The sequence below is a fragment of the Kordiimonas sp. UBA4487 genome, from assembly GCF_002389025.1.
Lineage (GTDB): Bacteria > Pseudomonadota > Alphaproteobacteria > Sphingomonadales > Kordiimonadaceae > Kordiimonas > Kordiimonas lacus.
In genome coordinates this window covers 96,727-112,771 of sequence record NZ_DGNR01000015.1, presented here as the reverse complement: position 1 = coordinate 112,771, position 16,045 = coordinate 96,727, and the positions used below count along the sequence as shown (strand labels likewise).

General features: G+C 56.6%; 19 protein-coding genes. 6 read left to right on the top strand and 13 right to left on the bottom strand.

Annotation, left to right across the window (positions count from 1 at the left end; all coding sequences use genetic code 11):
- Positions 1-134: 134 nt before the first annotated feature.
- Positions 135-815: a hypothetical protein gene (locus B3Z17_RS16975; protein WP_286830915.1), complete on the top strand. Its 681-nt coding sequence runs from the start codon at positions 135-137 to the stop codon at positions 813-815.
- 46 nt (positions 816-861) lie between these two features.
- Here the strand turns inward: B3Z17_RS16975 and recO are convergent, their stop codons facing one another.
- The 9 genes from recO to folK all read right to left on the bottom strand — a co-directional run bounded on the left by recO (position 862) and on the right by folK (position 8,559).
- The gene (recO, locus tag B3Z17_RS16970) at positions 862-1,608 is read right to left on the bottom strand and encodes a DNA repair protein RecO (protein WP_286830914.1); all 747 of its coding nucleotides are present in this window, start codon (positions 1,606-1,608) and stop codon (positions 862-864) included.
- 13 nt (positions 1,609-1,621) lie between these two features.
- Positions 1,622-2,539 carry a GTPase Era gene (era, locus tag B3Z17_RS16965; RefSeq protein WP_286830913.1) on the bottom strand — a complete coding sequence of 306 codons (918 nt, stop codon included), beginning with the start codon at positions 2,537-2,539 and terminating at the stop codon, positions 1,622-1,624.
- Positions 2,536-3,201, bottom strand: coding sequence for a ribonuclease III (rnc, locus tag B3Z17_RS16960; protein ID WP_286830912.1), 666 nt, complete (start codon positions 3,199-3,201; stop codon positions 2,536-2,538). The genes era and rnc overlap by 4 nt, the downstream gene beginning before the upstream one ends.
- A gap of 8 nt (positions 3,202-3,209) precedes the next feature.
- Positions 3,210-3,944 carry a pyridoxine 5'-phosphate synthase gene (locus tag B3Z17_RS16955; RefSeq protein ID WP_286830911.1) on the bottom strand — a complete coding sequence of 245 codons (735 nt, stop codon included), beginning with the start codon at positions 3,942-3,944 and terminating at the stop codon, positions 3,210-3,212.
- An 18-nt stretch (positions 3,945-3,962) separates the two neighbouring features.
- Positions 3,963-4,487: a DUF2062 domain-containing protein gene (locus B3Z17_RS16950; RefSeq protein WP_160328630.1), complete on the bottom strand. Its 525-nt coding sequence runs from the start codon at positions 4,485-4,487 to the stop codon at positions 3,963-3,965.
- A gap of 62 nt (positions 4,488-4,549) precedes the next feature.
- Positions 4,550-5,134: an orotate phosphoribosyltransferase gene (gene pyrE, locus B3Z17_RS16945; protein ID WP_286830910.1), complete on the bottom strand. Its 585-nt coding sequence runs from the start codon at positions 5,132-5,134 to the stop codon at positions 4,550-4,552.
- A 107-nt stretch (positions 5,135-5,241) separates the two neighbouring features.
- Positions 5,242-7,380, bottom strand: coding sequence for a RelA/SpoT family protein (locus tag B3Z17_RS16940; protein ID WP_286830909.1), 2,139 nt, complete (start codon positions 7,378-7,380; stop codon positions 5,242-5,244).
- A 167-nt stretch (positions 7,381-7,547) separates the two neighbouring features.
- On the bottom strand, positions 7,548-7,859 hold the full coding sequence (gene rpoZ / locus B3Z17_RS16935) for a DNA-directed RNA polymerase subunit omega (protein WP_068306973.1): 312 nt from the start codon (positions 7,857-7,859) through the stop codon (positions 7,548-7,550).
- A gap of 121 nt (positions 7,860-7,980) precedes the next feature.
- Positions 7,981-8,559, bottom strand: a complete 579-nt coding sequence (gene folK / locus B3Z17_RS16930; RefSeq protein ID WP_286830908.1) for a 2-amino-4-hydroxy-6-hydroxymethyldihydropteridine diphosphokinase — start codon at positions 8,557-8,559, stop codon at positions 7,981-7,983.
- A gap of 150 nt (positions 8,560-8,709) precedes the next feature.
- Between folK and B3Z17_RS16925 the strand changes: the two genes are divergently transcribed.
- From B3Z17_RS16925 to B3Z17_RS16915, 3 genes are all read left to right on the top strand, one after another.
- The gene (locus B3Z17_RS16925; RefSeq protein WP_068306975.1) at positions 8,710-9,303 is read left to right on the top strand and encodes an NYN domain-containing protein; all 594 of its coding nucleotides are present in this window, start codon (positions 8,710-8,712) and stop codon (positions 9,301-9,303) included.
- Positions 9,304-9,377: 74 nt separating this feature from the next.
- Positions 9,378-10,022, top strand: a complete 645-nt coding sequence (locus B3Z17_RS16920) for a uracil-DNA glycosylase (RefSeq protein ID WP_286830907.1) — start codon at positions 9,378-9,380, stop codon at positions 10,020-10,022.
- The gene (locus tag B3Z17_RS16915) at positions 10,019-10,318 is read left to right on the top strand and encodes an antibiotic biosynthesis monooxygenase family protein (RefSeq protein WP_286830906.1); all 300 of its coding nucleotides are present in this window, start codon (positions 10,019-10,021) and stop codon (positions 10,316-10,318) included. The genes B3Z17_RS16920 and B3Z17_RS16915 overlap by 4 nt, the downstream gene beginning before the upstream one ends.
- A gap of 87 nt (positions 10,319-10,405) precedes the next feature.
- Here the strand turns inward: B3Z17_RS16915 and B3Z17_RS16910 are convergent, their stop codons facing one another.
- Complete coding sequence (locus B3Z17_RS16910; protein ID WP_068306978.1) at positions 10,406-10,645, bottom strand: hypothetical protein; 240 nt, start codon at positions 10,643-10,645, stop codon at positions 10,406-10,408.
- A gap of 148 nt (positions 10,646-10,793) precedes the next feature.
- On the opposite strand from B3Z17_RS16910, the gene B3Z17_RS16905 reads away from it, so the two are divergent.
- Positions 10,794-11,579, top strand: a complete 786-nt coding sequence (locus tag B3Z17_RS16905) for a cyclic nucleotide-binding domain-containing protein (protein WP_286830905.1) — start codon at positions 10,794-10,796, stop codon at positions 11,577-11,579.
- On the opposite strand, the gene smpB is transcribed toward B3Z17_RS16905, so the two are convergent.
- On the bottom strand, positions 11,576-12,067 hold the full coding sequence (smpB, locus tag B3Z17_RS16900) for an SsrA-binding protein SmpB (RefSeq protein ID WP_068306980.1): 492 nt from the start codon (positions 12,065-12,067) through the stop codon (positions 11,576-11,578). The two genes, B3Z17_RS16905 and smpB, sit on opposite strands and share 4 nt — an antisense overlap.
- 5 nt (positions 12,068-12,072) lie before the next feature.
- Positions 12,073-12,963 (bottom strand): 4-hydroxy-tetrahydrodipicolinate synthase, encoded by an 891-nt coding sequence (gene dapA, locus B3Z17_RS16895; RefSeq protein ID WP_286830904.1) that lies wholly within the window; start codon positions 12,961-12,963, stop codon positions 12,073-12,075.
- Positions 12,964-13,325: 362 nt separating this feature from the next.
- On the opposite strand from dapA, the gene B3Z17_RS16890 reads away from it, so the two are divergent.
- A complete protein-coding gene (locus tag B3Z17_RS16890; protein WP_349680338.1) occupies positions 13,326-15,137 on the top strand; it encodes a methyl-accepting chemotaxis protein in 1,812 nt (603 codons plus the stop codon).
- A gap of 156 nt (positions 15,138-15,293) precedes the next feature.
- On the opposite strand, the gene B3Z17_RS16885 is transcribed toward B3Z17_RS16890, so the two are convergent.
- Positions 15,294-15,881: an EF-hand domain-containing protein gene (locus B3Z17_RS16885; RefSeq protein ID WP_286830902.1), complete on the bottom strand. Its 588-nt coding sequence runs from the start codon at positions 15,879-15,881 to the stop codon at positions 15,294-15,296.
- Positions 15,882-16,045 lie beyond the last annotated feature (164 nt).

Genomic DNA, 16,045 nt, shown 5'->3' with positions numbered 1-16,045 from the left:
GTGGCGGCGTCCCATGCCTGGCAGAAAGCCAGACAGGGTAGCGTCCGGTACTGCGTAAATCCTCCCGAGAATCTGTCCCTTAGGTAAAATCTGACAGATGTAGTATGGTTTTTCGATCCTGAGGGGAAATCATCATGTCCACCACCAAGGCGCCTAACTTAGTAGCCAGAAGAACTTTTCTTTTGGCTGCTGCAGCTCTGTCTACCCAGCTCATTAGAACACCAATGGCCAAGGCGGAGACTGTTAAAAAACCGGTCAATCTGAATAAGAAGGTCAACCTGGATCACTTTATCGCAGATTGTATTGAAGCGAATAACGAAGCGGATGCCCAAATGGCTGTTCGTGAGGTTCTGGCAAAAGCGGTTTCCAAGCCGGGTGCCCTTTTGAATGCCCTTGGTGAACCGGACAAGGCGGGCATTCAAATACTTCATCAATCTGCTGCCCTGACAATTTTCAATGCCATGTGGACACCGCAGATGAACCTGCTCCCACACAATCATCTAATGTGGGCGAACATTGGCATCTATACGGGGCGCGAGGACAATATTCTTTGGCGCAAAAACGAGCATACGATTGAGGCATACGGTGCTGAAGCTCTCTTTGAAGGCGATGTTGGCACTCTGGGCCATGATATCGTGCATTCGGTCACCAATCCCCTGCTACGCTTCACTGGCGGCATTCACATTTATGGTGGTGACTTCTTCCATACAACACGCAGTGAATGGGACCCGGAAACACTTGATGAGCGCCCTTCCGATGGCCAGGCTATCCAGGCGATGTTTGCCGCTGAAAACGAAAGACGAGCCAAGAAATAACATAGGCGTCTACGCAGGAAGCAGCACCGCCTCATGGAATAAGTAGCTAGGATTGCGCAGCACGCGCCAGCGTTGAGATAAAGCGGTCGCGGGCGGGCGGCATGCCCTTGCCGCTGACCACCCAGACATTACGTTCCAGGAAATAGCCGGTCGTTCTGAGGCCGTCGAGCGCATCATGCTTGCTGGCGCCCGAAAGCTCGCCTTCCGTCATGAAAGGCGGCAAAGGCAGCAGCTTGCCCTTATAGGGCCCACCCGCTTCTTCGCTGACCGCCCGCCCGGTTTTGGGGGACACATATTTGAGGTTTTCGGTCGTGCCTGTGCCTGCGCATGCGCTCAGGTCAAGCCCGTAGCCCAGTTCCTTCAAGATCGCCAGTTCAAGCTTCGCCAGCGCACCCGCCCACAGGGCGATATCGCCGTCATGTTCCTGCAGGAGCCCCACAACCGCTTCAAGCCGGTCGAACAGGCCTTCGTGGCTTTCGCGTTCCGGCATGGTGCTGGCCACCACGGCAGTGATGGCCGACAGGGCCGAGATGCGGTTGCCGTCCCCCATCATCAGGCCCAGGGGGCTGTGGATCAGTTCGTGGGTGAAGCGGCCCAGATTGGTCTCGATCCGGGCCCGCCAGTTCACGGACAAGCGGTTACCCACCTGCAGGTTAGCCTTGTTCTTCCGGCTCATCCCCGCCTTCACATAACCGCGCGCACGGCCGTGCGACCGGGTCATCAGCTCCAGAAGCGCGTCATGCTCACCGAAGCGGGAAGCGGATAGAACAATGCCTTCATCCTGCCATTCCACGCTTTACGGCTCCCTATTCGACGAAATCGAGGCCCATGTCCTGATACATGGTGCGGTCTTCGGCCCAGCGTTCGGTCACACGCACGTGCAGGAACAGATGAACCTTGCGGTCGAACATCTCTTCAAGTTCTTCACGCGCCATCTGGCCAAGCGTCTTAAGCATGGTGCCGCCCTTGCCGATCACGATACCCTTCTGGGTTTCGCGCTGCACATGGATGACCTGCTCGATCCGCACGCTGCCGTCCTTGCGCTCTTCCCACTTTTCGGTTTCAACCGTGGTGGCATAAGGCAATTCATCGTGCAGGCGCAGGAACACCTTCTCGCGCGTTACCTCAGCGGCCAGGATGCGCATGGTCACGTCCGCCACCTGGTCTTCCGGGTACATCCACGGGCCCACGGGTGCGCGTTTCGCCAGGAAAGCCTTCAGGTCTGCAACGCCGTCACCCTTCATGGCGGAAATCATGAAAATTTCATCGAACACGCCGGTTTCACTCAGCTCTTGCGCCAGTGCCAAAAGGCTATCGCGACGGACTGTATCGATCTTGTTGATCGCCAGATGCACTTTGCGGCCTGCATCCTTGAGCGCCTTCACAATGCGCTCAACTTCTTCGCTGAGGCCTTTCTTGGCGTCGATCAGAAGCACGGTTTCCTCGGCGTCCTCACTGCCCTTCCAGGCAGCGTTGACCATGGCGCGGTCCAGACGGCGCTTGGGCTGGAAGATACCAGGGGTATCGATAAACACCAGCTGGGCGCCCAAGTCATCTTCCATCGCGATACCGGTGATGCGGGTCCGCGTGGTTTGAACCTTGTGCGTCACGATCGCTACCTTGGCGCCAACCATGGCATTCAGCAGTGTGGATTTGCCCGCGTTCGGCGCGCCAATCAGCGCAACGAACCCACAGCGGGTTTCAGGCGTGGCCGCCTCTGTCATTTTCTTTCTCCTGTAAGCGTCGCCAGCAGATCTGCTGCGGCGGCTTGTTCGGCCTGACGCTTGGCATTGCCTTGCGCGGTCGCCGATCCTTTGTTCTCAACAATTGCCTGGATGGTGAAGACAGGGCTGTGATCAGGCCCTGAGCGGTCAATCATCTTATAGTAGGGCAGCGGCAGGCTGCGCGCCTGACACCATTCCTGCAACTGTGTCTTGTGATCCTTGTGGACGCTGGGGCCTTCCTTCATCAGGGGCGCCCAGTGCTTGCGAATGAAGGCATCCGCCACCTCAAACCCGCCGTCCAGATACATGGCGCCAATCACCGCTTCGGTAACATCGGCCTGCACGGCTTCCTTGGTTCGTGTTCCTTCGGTTTCCGCGCCGGGCGTCAGCATCAGGTCATCAACCAGCCCGAGGCTGCGGGACATTTCAGCCAGCGTTTCGCGGCGCACCAGCGCTGTGAAGCGGCGGTTCAGCTTGCCTTCGGCTTCGCCCGGAAAGGCTTCCAAAAGCAGCGTCGCGACCGACAGCCCGAGCACCCGGTCCCCCAGGAATTCGAGCCGCTGATAGTTGTGCGAGCCCGAGAGCGAAGGGTGCGTCAGCGCTTCCTCGAGAAGGCTGGGGCTTTTGAAAGTGTAGCCGACAATGGTTTTCTGATTGCTCATAGGTCTCATTATGCTCGCGCTTCATCCATCAGGCGGCGCATTTCCTTGATGGAAACCTCCAGCCCGTGAAAGATCGCCTCGCCGACCAGGAAGTGGCCGATGTTCAGCTCCATCAATTCCGGGATCGCGGCAATGGGTTTCACGGTTTCATAGGACAGGCCGTGGCCCGCGTGCATCTCAAGTCCCTTGCCGGCGCCGTAGGCTGTCGCCTTGCGGATACGCTCAAGCTCTTCCTGCTGTGGCTCGCCCGAAAGTTCACAATAGGCGCCTGTGTGAAGCTCCGTGACCGGCGCGCCCAATGCAACGGATGCATCCAGCTGGGCCTCGTCCGGGTCGATGAACAGGCTAACGCGGCAGCCTGCCTTGTTCAGGGCATCGACATAAGGCTTCAGCCGGTCAAACTGGCCAGCCACATCCAGGCCGCCCTCTGTCGTCAATTCCTGACGTTTTTCCGGCACCAGGCACACAGCGTGCGGCTTGTGGCGGAGGGCGATCTCCAGCATTTCCTCGGTGGCAGCCATCTCAAGGTTCAGCGGTACGGACAGTACATCAGACAGTGTTGCGATATCTTCATCCGAGATATGCCGGCGGTCTTCGCGCAGGTGCGCGGTGATGCCGTCTGCGCCCGCGAGCACAGCAAGGCCTGCCGCCCGCACCGGGTCGGGATGGCGGATGCCGCGGGCGTTCCTGATGGTTGCCACATGGTCAATATTGACCCCGAGACGAAGTCTGCTCTTGTTCATTTGATGCCTCTGCGTCGCTTATTGCGACTTTTTTGCCTGTCGTCTGTTCAATCTGGCGGCATGATAGCCCGTCAGTAGCCCTTTGAAAGAAAAATAGAAAAGGAGCCACACAACGATCGCTACCGGCACGCCCCCTACAAGTAGCGGAAACACGATCGGTAGGAAAGCAGAGAGATAGGTCACCGGGTCACTTAGCAATGCGTCCCAGTTCCAGCTTGGAATTTCGGACACAACACTGTCACCCAATATCAATCCCCCAACTTGCCCGGTAAGCGCAAAGATAAAGGGGAATGTCCAGGGGTTGCCCACTGCTGTTCCGATGGCTGAGGCCAGCATATTGCCGCGCACCACCCAGGCCACAGCAAAACCCATCAGAAAATGCAGCCCCAGAAACGGTGTGAACGAGACCGCTGCACCCGATGCCACACCCGCGGCAATGCTGTGCGGCGTGCCCGGAAGCCGCGCAATCCGGTGCCAAAGATACTGACCGGCGCGCGTCAGCCCCGAGCGTGGCCAAAGCCAGCCCAGTATCTTTTTCCACATCGGAAGCTGCTGGCGGCGCCGAAACAGCATATCGGTCTACTTTCTGTTATGCCTTCTGGCTATCAGGCCTTGAGCCCACGGCTCCCGGGTTTGATGGCCGGGATTGCCTTCAAATCTTCTGGCAAGTCCTCAGTTTTATAGGTCGGGGCGTCGATGGTCGCGAGGGCCGTGATCGGCGCGCCCACCTCAGCTTTACCGCCGGAGCGGTTGATGAGGGCACCTGCAGCCACAACATTACCACCCCATTCGTTAATGGTCTTGATACATTCGCGTGATGACAGGCCCGTGGTGATCACATCTTCCATCATCAGGATACGCGCACCCTTCGGAATTTCAAAGCCGCGGCGCAATGCGAATTCGCCGTCCACGCGTTCTGTGAAGATGCCGTCCACGCCCAACTGGCGGGCCACTTCATAGCCCACGATCACGCCGCCCATGGCCGGACTGACGACCAGGTCGATCTCTACACCCGTGGCTTTCAGCTTTTCAGCGAAGGCGGCGCACAGGCGGCCCGCGCGCTCAGGGTTCATCAAAACCCGCGCACACTGCAGGTAAACAGAGCTATGCAAACCGGACGACAGCTTGAAATGACCTTCAAGAAGCGCGTCTGCCGCGCGAAATTCGTTCAAAACCGCTTCCTGGTCCATGGCTGTTGCTCCTGCCTTGTGCGAATATAAAAATTGCTATAGCGCGGATAGTGCGCGCATGGCTCTAGGTCAAGTATTTTCAGGCTTTTTGCGGCGAATTGCCCACTCTATCCGATCACTCGGTCGACCCGACTGATCACCCGGCTGACGCGCAGCGCGCGGCTGATGTCGTTCAGGTGCTTCACATCGCGCACTTCCACATCCACCACCATCACATAAAACTCTGGGTCGCGTTCCGGGATTTCGAGGTTGGAGATATTGCCCCCGCCCTTGGACACTGTTGCCGCAATGGATGCCAGCGCCCCGCGTTCATTGACCACTTCCAGGCGCAGGCGCCCAGTATAGAAGATGCCGTCGTCTTCACCGTCTTCCCACCTCAGGTCCAGCCACAGGTCAGGATGGTCGTCATAGTGACACAGGGTGCTGCAATCGATGGTGTGGATTTCCGCGCCTTTCCCCGGCACGCGAATGCCTACAATACGGTCGCCGCGCACTGGGTGGCAGCATTCAGCGAAATGAATGGCGGATTCCTGGTTGATACCGGAAATGGGTACTGCATTGCCGCCCATTTCTTCCCAGTCGTGGTGAACTTCCGGCAGGCCTTCACCGCGCGCATCTTCCTTGAAGCCCGGGAAGGCCGCGCGCAGGATTTCTTCTTCTGTCAGCGTGCCCTGCCCCACCAGTGCATAAAGCATCTTGGCGTCATCCAGATTGAGCACCTTGGCCGCCTGTTCGATCACCCGGTCCGAGAAATCAAGGCCGTTCCGGCGACAGGCTTTCTCAATAAGTGTGTGACCCAGTTGGCTGTATTCCACCTTGCGCTTGTGCTTGACGTGCCGGCGGATAGCCGACCGTGCTTTGCCGGTAATGACAAAGCTTTCCCAGCGCGGGGACGGCGACTGGCCTTTGGATGTCAGGATCTGGACCTGGTCACCATTCTGCAGCTGATGGCGAAGCGGCACCATGCGGCCATTGACCTTGGCACCCACACAGTGGTCCCCGACTTCGGTGTGCACCGCATAAGCGAAATCAACTGTTGATGACCCGCGCGGCAGGGAAACCAGTTCGCCCTTCGGCGTGAAGCAGAAGACCTTGTCCTGGAACATCTCAAGCTTGGTATGCTCAAGGAATTCTTCGGGGTCGTTGGTGTGTTCCAGTATTTCCAGTAGTTCGCGCACCCAGCGGTACTGCGAGCCTTCAACCTGTTCGGCGCCCTGCTTGTATTGCCAGTGGGCGGCCACACCGATTTCGGCCTGTTCATGCATCTTGTGGGTGCGGATCTGGATCTCGAGCCGGTAATTCTGTGGCCCGATCACCGTTGTATGGATCGACCGGTAGAAGTTCCGTTTGGGCGTGGAAATATAATCCTTGAAGCGCCCAGGCACCATCGGGAAGGTCTGGTGCACCACGCCAAGGGCCTTATAGCATTCTTCCACGTCAACCACTTTGACGCGGAAAGCCATCACGTCCGATAGCTGTTCGAAGGTGATGTTCTGGCGCTCCATTTTGCGCCAGATGGAATATGGCCGCTTGATCCGTCCGCTGACCTTCGCCTTGATGCCCTTATCCACCATCAGGTTCGTCAGTGCCTCGACCATGTCCTTTTCAAGATCAGGGCTTTCCTCGATCAGATAATGCAGGCGGGCATTGATCGATTCCATGGCTTCCGGGTCAAGGTGCTGGAACGACAGGTGCTCCAGCTCGTCCTTCAGTTCGTGCATGCCGATGCGTTCCGCCAGCGGCGAATAGATCTCAAGGGTCTCAAGCGATATACGGCGGCGCTTTTCAGGCTTCTTGATATAGAAAAGCGTACGCATGTTATGCAGCCGGTCCGCCAGCTTCACCAACAGCACGCGAATGTCGTTTGACATGGCCAGAAGGAACTTGCGGAAGTTTTCTGCCTGCCTGAGGCTTTCGGTCTGCATCTCGATCTTCGAAAGCTTGGTAACGCCGTCGACCAGCTCGGCCACCTTTGGACCGAACAGTTCTTCGATTTCCTCAATCGTGGCGACAGTATCCTCGACCACATCATGCAGAAGCGCTGTGGCGATGGTGTTGCCGTCCAGCTTCATGTCCGTCAGGATGCCTGCCACTTCAAGCGGGTGAGAGAAGTATGGATCACCTGACGCGCGGGTCTGACTGCCGTGTGCCTTCATGGCAAACACATAAGCCCTGTTCAAAAGCGCCTCATCGACATTCTTGTCGTAAGCCCTGACCTTCTCAACAAGCTCAAACTGACGGATCACGCGTTCTTCTCACTTCGTCTTCTAAACTAAACACCGAATAGACAGAAATAATGGTTCTGACGGATTAATCCAGCCCTTATTGAGGCTTATGGCGCTTCTTCGTCAGGCGCATAAAAAAAGCCCGACCAACAGGCCGGGCTTTTCTGGAATTCCGTTTGGAACAAGGCTTATTCCGCGCTGTCTTTCTTGGCAGCGCCATCTTCCATGCCGGCCATCAGAATGGACATATCCACTTCTTCCGGCTCGTCGGACTCAACCACTTTCCTGAGGCCGTGGATCACTGATTCCATCAGGTCATCAGCCACGACTTTTTCTTCCGCGATTTCACGCAGCGACACAACGGCATTCTTGTCGTTGTCGCGCTCCACCTCAAGCGGGGCACCGGAAGAGATTTGACGGGACCGCTGTGCAGCAGCGAGAACCAGGTCAAACCGGTTGGTTACTTTATCAACGCAATCCTCAACGGTAACGCGAGCCATGCTTTATTCTCCAATTCATCTGTCCGCCGGCCACGACAACAGCCGTCCGGCATACGAGCGCCCGCTTATACAGGCGCCAAACACCCCTGTAAAGCTTGGAATCACTATAATCGCAATCCGGTCATGCGCCAGCGGAAATTTTCTTGATTACGCCGCCACGTGCACCTGAATCAATTTCAGAGCATAGCTGCCTAACCGATTGTTTTAAAACAGGATGCACCCAGTCCGGCGCAACATCACGAAGCGGGACCAGCACGAAGTCCCGCACATGCGCGCGCGGATGTGGCACCATGGGCTCTTCAATGAAGGCCGCCGGATCATCGCTTCCTGCCAGCGCCCGCCACACGTCAAGTGACGGCAAGACCCAGTCACCAAAGCCGATAATATCGATATCCAGAGGACGCGCGCTCCAGCGGGCGGAAGCCACACGGCCATAGGCTGCCTCCTGCGCCTTGCAAACCCCAAGCAGCGCTTCAGGGGCAAGGTTTGTTTCCAAAAGGATGCAGGCGTTCACAAAGTCCGGCACGCTTTCGGCTCCATCAAGCGTGACAGCTTTGGTACGGTAAAATGCAGACACGGCAAGTATCTCGCCAGCGCTTGACGCCAGGTCATCAATTGCAGCGCGGATGGTATCAATTGGCTGGCCCGCCCGAGACGGCAGGTTTGCACCAAACGAAAGTGTTACCTGTTGTTTTTTCAATTGCTTACCCCGGATAACATTTACTTGAAACGGTGGATTTTTCGGCTGAAATTTACCAAACTTTAAGGCGTAGACAGCATTCTTGAATCATAGTTTGTACGCGATTTTGTTGCTGAGTGATTTTTAAATTTTGAATAGATTGGACCCCTTATGATTTTCTATCCGGAGGAGCGTCTCGGCCTTTTCATCGACGGCGCCAATTTATATGCCACTGCCCGTGCTCTCGACATGGAGATTGATTATAAAAGCCTGCGGGCTCATTTTTCAGAAAAGGGCCGGTTGATCCGCTCATTTTATTACACTGCAATCCTTGAAGACCAGGAATATTCCCCACTCAGGCCTCTCATCGACTGGCTCGACTATAACGGCTTCACGCTGGTGACCAAACCGGTCAAGGAATTCACCGACGAACACGGTCGCCGCAAGATCAAAGGCAACATGGATATCGAAATCGCGGTTGATATGCTGAATATCTCCGAAGCGCTCGACCATGTGGTGCTGTTTTCCGGCGACGGGGACTTCCGGCGTCTCTTGGAGGCCATCCAGCGTCGCGGGGTGCGGGCGACAGTTGTCAGCTCGAACCGCACCCAGCCTTCGATGATCGCCGATGAGCTCCGGCGTCAGGCCGACCAGTTCGTGGACCTTGAAGACCTGCGCGATGTGATCGGGCGATCTTCGGGTGGCACCTCGCGCCAGCCCGACCCGCGCGAGGCCTATGAAGAACTGGCGGTTGAAAGCGCCTGAGCGCCACGCTAAAGTTTAGCAGACGATCCAACAGGGCGGCTTCGGCCGCCTTTTCCGTGTCCAGAGGTCCCACAATGCCCCGATACCCGGCAGAACCAAAAGCAGGCTGCACCCGCTGCCCACGCCTTGTCGCCTTCCGGCGCAAGAACGCGCAGGCGTACCCCACCTATTTCAATGGGGCGGCGCCCAGTTTCGGGCCGGAGACGGCCTCCGCGCTGATTGTCGGCATGGCCCCAGGCCTGCACGGTGCCAACAAGACCGGACGGGTGTTCACGGGTGATGCCTCTGGCGAAATGCTATACAGCTGCCTTGCGGAAGCTGGGCTGACATCCGGCGTGTTTGAAAATGATCCCAAAGACGGCTTTGACCTTGCGGGCATCATGATCACCAATGCGGTACGCTGCGTGCCGCCAGAAAACAAGCCGACAGCCGCTGAAGTCGCCAAGTGCCGACCGTTTCTGGAAACCCGCATCCGCGCACTTCCCAACCTCAAAGCCCTGTTCGCGCTTGGAAAAATTGCGCATGACGCCACGCTGCGCACGCTGGGGCTACGCCTGGCAGACTATCCGTTCGCCCATCAGGCCGTGCACACGCTGCCAAATGGCCTTGTTCTGGTCGATAGCTATCACTGCTCGCGCTATAATGTGAACACCAAGCGCCTGACCCGGGAAATGTTCCTGGGCGCGCTCAATGAGCTCAAGGAAGCCGCAGACCTATGATTCTGGAACACGCGATCCTGAATGTGAAAGCCGGCGAAGAAGCCGCCTTCGAAGCTGCCATGGCGGACGCCAAGGCCATCATCGCAGGCATGAAGGGCTTCAAGGGGCTGGAGGTGCGCCCCTGCCTTGAACGAACCGGCCAGTATCTGTTGCTGGTGAGATGGGAGACGCTCGAGGATCACACGGAAGGTTTCCGTGGGTCCCCAGAATACCAGGCATGGAAGCAGCACCTGCATCATTTCTATGAGCCCTTCCCTACGGTTGAGCATTACGCCGCGCCGGTCATCACCGCATAAAAGGTGAGCGGCGGCGTCTTGGGGGACACGCCGCCGCTCATACTCGGAACGGATACTCGAAACATCAGGAGGAAAGTGGCGGATGCCTTACGCCGCCGCCACTTCGTTTGCTAGTTCGGACTGGCTGGAGAGCCAGGCTCCGACCTTATCAAGCACATCCCGGGGGCCCATATGGGCTGCGGCCCCAGGGCCTGCAACGACGGGGAACAGGCTGGCGGCCGTCGCCGCGTCACCACTTTCCACCGCCATGATCAGCGCCCGCGTCAAGTTTGGGCGCATGGCTGCAATGGTATGTGCATAAGTCCGGGGGAGGATATAGTCTGCCATTGCTTTCACCTTTGTCGTTCTAGACGACTCAATTACACTATAAATTCCTTAATTTTCAGATAAGACCACAATATATAGTGTTTCACGCGCATTTACCGGACACCAAAAACAGAGTAGAATCGACCCACAGGCAGGATTAGGAGGCTCTATGACCATCCAGCCATCAAGCATGGGGGAACAGGTCGCTTTCAAGAAAGGCGACACAATCTACGCACAAGGTGATGACAGCACCGGCGTCTATATGATCCTTGAAGGCCAGATTGACATCTGGCGTTATGAGGGCGAGCACAGTCACCATATCGCGGCCCTCGGCAGCGGTGACCTGCTGGGCGAGGTCAGCGTTATCGAGAAGAAGAAGCATTCTGTGACCGCGCGGGCATCGCGCGATACCACTGCACTGTTCATTACGGCAGAAGCCTTTCGCAAAAGCTTCGCAGACCCTCTGGTCCGCCATGTGGTGCACACGCTGGCCAACCGGCTCAGGAGCTCTTACGCGGTGCAAGACGCCATCGCAGCCAAAACGGACCAGCCTGCCCACTATAAAAGCCAACACCCTATTATCGAGGGTGAAAGTCGGCTGGTGGCCGACAAGCTGCTGACCTTTGTAGAGGTGAAGGATTTCCCCTTCAGCGTCGGAAACATCGCCAGCAAGAGCGACCATGCAGTGGCGACGCCTGCCGGCATGAAAGTGCCGCTCAACAACACGCCTGAACTGTCGGACAGTCATTTCGAAGTGATCAAACGCGACGGCAGTATCTGGGTGCGGGACCTGGGAAGCCAGCACGGCACCATGGTGAACGGCCAGAAGCTGGGGAAATATACGATGAACGCCACGGCAAAACTGAAGACCGGCCGCAACCACGTAGCGGCGGGTGGGCCTGAAAGCCCCGTCAAGTTTCTGATTACCGTACCGCCGGGCGCAGGTGACGCCTAGCTCATTTCCTTCAACAGGCGGGACTTCTGGCGATCCCAGTCACGCTGTTTGACGTCCTCACGCTTGTCACGGACATTCTTGCCCTTGCCGAGGCCGATCAGAATCTTGGCCCTACCCCGTTCGGTGAAATAGATCTTGAGCGGCACCAGCGTATAGCCCTGGCGCTGCACAGCCCCCCCAAGCCGGTTGATTTCCCGCCGGTGCATCAGAAGCTTCCGAGGGCGGCGTGGCTCGTGGTTAAAGCGATTACCGTGCGAAAATTCCGGGATGTGGGCATTCACCAGCCACAGTTCACCGTTTTTTTCTTCGGCATAGCTTTCGCGGATGTTGGCTTCACCGTTCCGGAGCGATTTTACCTCTGTACCCGTAAGCGCGATACCGGCCTCATATTCGCTTTCAATATGATAGAGGTGCCGCGCCTTGCGGTTATCCGCCGCGACGCGGTTTGGCAGGGTGCTCTTGCTTTTATTTTTGTTTTTGCCCGCCATGATGCTTATCCGAGTGTTACTGGCTCAAGCTCGAGATCATGCAGGATGGCATCGATGGTCGAGCGCAGCGCTTCCGTTGCTGGCAACAGCGGCAGACGAACCATGTCAGTGCCGATGCCAAGCGTTGAGCAAGCATATTTCGCCGGTGCCGGGCTGGGCTCCGCGAACATGGCGCGGTGCAGCGGCAGCAGTTTGTCCTGGATGGCAAGCGCAGTTTTATAGTCACCCGCGAGGCAGGCTGCCTGCATCTTGGCGCAAAGGCCTGGCGCCACGTTGGCGGTTACGGAAATGCAGCCCACACCGCCCATGGCGTTAAAGCCGTGCGCTGTGGCGTCTTCGCCGGACAGCTGGATGAAATCAGGCCCCATGGCTGCACGCTGGCTGGCGCAGCGGTCCAGGTCACCTGTCGCGTCCTTGACGCCCACAATGCGCGGCAGTTCAAACAGCTGCGCCATGGTGTCTGTGGTCATGTCCACGACGGACCGACCGGGGATGTTATAAATAATGATTGGCAGGTCAGAGGCGTCATGAACCGCCTTGAAGTGGGCATAAAGACCAGCCTGGCTCGGCTTGTTATAGTAAGGCGTCACCACAAGCGCGCCGTCCGCGCCCACCTTTTCAGCGTGCTTGATCAGACCAATGGCCTCAGACGTATTGTTGGAACCCGCACCGGCGATCACAGGCACCCGACCACCTGCAGCCTCCACACACAGTTCCACAACAAGCTTGTGTTCTTCGTGGCTCAAGGTAGGGGATTCACCCGTTGTACCCACGGGCACAAGCGCGCTACTGCCCTCCTTGATTTGCCAATCGACAAACTTCTGGAACGTGTCACCATCAACTTTACCGTCCGCAGTAAAGGTGGTGATAAGCGCGGGAATGGAGCCTTTAAACATACCGATGGCCTTTGTACTGACAAAATCTTGGCAAAAATCACGGCGCACCCTAACGCCGGACACCTGAAAGGGCAATAGGCCCCTTGCACCGGAGGCCGCCAGATGCACGAGAATAATTCCCGCCGACAAGAAGTTTTGCTTTTCATCGCTAGCTTACGCGGCTTTTCACCTTGGAGAAACACCACATTGAAGCGAGCAATTGCATCCAGCGGGTGTTTTACAATTGCTTAACTAAACTATTGATATTATTGCCAGAATCAGTGATGGTATTAGTCACCAAAGCACGCGTTCCTAGGGGGGTCGAACGGAGAATTATCTTGTTCGATCGTTTCAAACTGCGCACATCCGCAACTGATGACGCGATGATATCCGCTCTCAACAAATCTCAGGCGGTGATCCACTTCAATCTTGACGGTACAATCATCTCAGCGAACGACAATTTCCTGAAGGTGATGGGCTATAGCCTTGCAGAAATCCAGGGCAAACATCACAGCATGTTTGTTGAGCCCGGCTTCGAGACAACGCAAGAATATAAAGACTTCTGGACACAGCTCAGAAGTGGCAAATTTCAGATGGCGGAATACAAGCGGCTGGGGAAAGGCGGCAAAGAAGTCTGGATTCTTGCCTCCTATAATCCCGTACAGGACGCAGCTGGCAACCCGGTAAAGGTGGTGAAATTCGCTACCGACATTACAGATGCAAAACGGCAAAACGCTGAATTTCAGGGCCAGATTGATGCGCTCAATCGCTCTCAGGCTATTATTCACTTTGAACCGGACGGCACCATTTTGGAAGCGAATGACAATTTCCTGAACGCCATGGGCTACCGCCTTGATGAAATCCAGGGCAAGCATCACAGCATGTTCGTTGCACCAGATCAGCGGGACAGCCAGGAATATAAGACCTTCTGGAAGGAGCTGGGCCAGGGCGAGTTCAAGGCCGCTGAGTATATGCGAATTAGCAAGGGCGGCAGGGAAGTCTGGATTCAGGCTGCCTACAATCCTATCAAAGATCCGTCCGGCAAGGTCTATAAGGTTGTGAAATTCGCGACTGATATCACGGACCGAATGTTACGCGCTGCAGAACATGAAGGCCAGGTGGCCGCCATCAACGAGGCGCAAGCAGTGATCCATTTCGAACTGGACGGCACGATCACCTATGCCAATGAAAACTTCCTTGGCGCGATGGGCTACAGCCTTGCGGAAATTCAAGGTAAACACCACAGCATGTTTGTTGAGCCCGGCTTCGAGAAAAGCGAAGAATACCTCTCATTTTGGGAGTCGCTCCGGAAGGGCAACTTCCAAAGCGGCGAATATAAGCGCCTGGGCAAAGGTGGAAAGGAGGTCTGGATTCAAGCATCCTACAATCCAATCCTAGACCCCAAGGGCAAGCCCTTCAAGGTCATCAAGTTTGCGACGGACCGTACGGCCCAGGTGCAGATGCGGGCCGAACGCGAGCGCGTTGGAACCCAAGTGGATAGCAGCTTGCGGGAAATCCAATCCTCCGCGAATGATGTGGAATCAAGGGCAGCCTCTGCCGCCGCAGCATCCAAACAATCAGCCAGCACCGTGCAGACGGTGGCTGCCGCCACTGAAGAGTTCAGCGCCTCTGTCAATGAAGTGGCACAAAGCATGGCCAACTCCCAAAAGTCTGTCTCCGACGCGCTGGATGAAGTGAATGCTGCAAGCAGCTCCACCAGGCAGATGGCCGAATCTGCTGGGGCCATGAACAGCATTGTTGAAATCATCCAGCAGATTGCCAGCCAGATTAACCTGCTGTCGCTGAATGCCACGATTGAGTCTGCGCGGGCTGGTGAGGCCGGCAAAGGATTTGCCGTTGTCGCCAGCGAGGTTAAAAATCTGGCCGGCCAGGTTGCGTCGGCCACCACGACTATTTCCGAACAAATCGACGGTATCCAGGGTATCTCTGACGATGTTGTAAGTCGGCTTTCAGCCATCCAACGCCAGGTGGAAGCAGTCCATAGTTCAGTAACTGGCGTCGCTGGCGCCGTTGAGGAACAGAACGCGACGACGCATGAGATTTCAGCAAGCATTCAGCAAGCTTCCCAGGCAGTTGACAGCATTGAAGAAGCCCTCAGGGGCATCGTCGCATCCGCAGGTAAAGCGGCCGAGCTTTCAAGTGAAGGGATTGAGCTTTATCGCACGCTGCGCTGACGTGTTGGCGCACAGGGCGCCGCTGTCGTCGGCGGCAAGACACAACATGCCCGGCCATTGGGGGTAAGACCAACGGTCGGGCATGTCTGAGGCTCCCCTGATCAAAGCAGGGTATCAGTCAGAAGATCAGTCTCACTCGGGAGGAGTGTCTTTGGGTCACCGTCCGTGATGGGGCTGCTTCGGGTGGCCCTTCCCTCTTTTCATCCTGTGCTCTTTGGCAGCCTCGAATGCTTCATCCTTGGTGACTTCACCATTGCCATTGACATCCATCCGCTTAAAGTGGCGGAGCGCCTTGACGGCAAATTCCTCGAGCGAAACACGCTCGTCTCCGTCACGGTCATGCTTGGCGACAAAATGCAGGCGGGTCGGCTTGCCGTCAAAGCGCGCGCCGCGAGGCCCCCGAGGTGGTGGCATGTCTTCAGGGTCGAACTCTTCCCCCTGCTCTGCCATCCGTTCCTGCATCCTCTCAGAACGCTTTTCCATGCGCTCCCGGACATGCTCCGGCACCGGCATTTCCTTCGGCAGCTCGGCAAGGCTCAGAAACCCGTCACGGTTCTTGTCAAACTCTCCAAACTTTTCCTGAACAATGGACATCATCTCAGCGTGCGTGATGATACCATTGCCATTCCGGTCCAGTTCCTTGAAGCGCTGTTCCATGCGCTCTTTCATATTATCTGCTGCAAGCACCCCGGTCGTGAACAGTGCCGTTGCAGAAATCGCTATCGTCTTTTTCCATACTTTCATCGTTATGGTCCTCATCTTGTTGGCTCTCGTCATTTCTGCGCGTCCACTCCTTTTACGGTACATGCCCCGACACCCCTTCGCCGCCCTTGCTAAACTTTGGATTATTCTGGCGTCACATTTTCGCCATAGTCTTGCCGAGGCGGAATTTGTGGCCTAGGGTCGCG

Excerpts from the sequence above, each read along its gene's own strand:
- B3Z17_RS16920 (WP_286830907.1), top strand. The coding sequence starts at position 9,378 with ATGCCCCGATACCCGGCAGAACCAAAAGCAGGCTGCACCCGCTGCCCA.
- B3Z17_RS16915 (WP_286830906.1), top strand. The coding sequence starts at position 10,019 with ATGATTCTGGAACACGCGATCCTGAATGTGAAAGCCGGCGAAGAAGCC.
- smpB (WP_068306980.1), bottom strand. The coding sequence starts at position 12,067 with ATGGCGGGCAAAAACAAAAATAAAAGCAAGAGCACCCTGCCAAACCGC.
- B3Z17_RS16885 (WP_286830902.1), bottom strand. The coding sequence starts at position 15,881 with ATGAAAGTATGGAAAAAGACGATAGCGATTTCTGCAACGGCACTGTTC.
- B3Z17_RS16950 (WP_160328630.1), bottom strand. The coding sequence starts at position 4,487 with ATGTGGAAAAAGATACTGGGCTGGCTTTGGCCACGCTCGGGGCTGACG.
- B3Z17_RS16910 (WP_068306978.1), bottom strand. The coding sequence starts at position 10,645 with ATGGCAGACTATATCCTCCCCCGGACTTATGCACATACCATTGCAGCC.
- dapA (WP_286830904.1), bottom strand. The coding sequence starts at position 12,963 with ATGTTTAAAGGCTCCATTCCCGCGCTTATCACCACCTTTACTGCGGAC.
- rnc (WP_286830912.1), bottom strand. The coding sequence starts at position 3,201 with ATGAGCAATCAGAAAACCATTGTCGGCTACACTTTCAAAAGCCCCAGC.
- B3Z17_RS16890 (WP_349680338.1), top strand. The coding sequence starts at position 13,326 with ATGATATCCGCTCTCAACAAATCTCAGGCGGTGATCCACTTCAATCTT.
- B3Z17_RS16905 (WP_286830905.1), top strand. The coding sequence starts at position 10,794 with ATGACCATCCAGCCATCAAGCATGGGGGAACAGGTCGCTTTCAAGAAA.
- era (WP_286830913.1), bottom strand. The coding sequence starts at position 2,539 with ATGACAGAGGCGGCCACGCCTGAAACCCGCTGTGGGTTCGTTGCGCTG.
- rpoZ (WP_068306973.1), bottom strand. The coding sequence starts at position 7,859 with ATGGCTCGCGTTACCGTTGAGGATTGCGTTGATAAAGTAACCAACCGG.
- B3Z17_RS16955 (WP_286830911.1), bottom strand. The coding sequence starts at position 3,944 with ATGAACAAGAGCAGACTTCGTCTCGGGGTCAATATTGACCATGTGGCA.
- pyrE (WP_286830910.1), bottom strand. The coding sequence starts at position 5,134 with ATGGACCAGGAAGCGGTTTTGAACGAATTTCGCGCGGCAGACGCGCTT.
- B3Z17_RS16975 (WP_286830915.1), top strand. The coding sequence starts at position 135 with ATGTCCACCACCAAGGCGCCTAACTTAGTAGCCAGAAGAACTTTTCTT.
- B3Z17_RS16925 (WP_068306975.1), top strand. The coding sequence starts at position 8,710 with ATGATTTTCTATCCGGAGGAGCGTCTCGGCCTTTTCATCGACGGCGCC.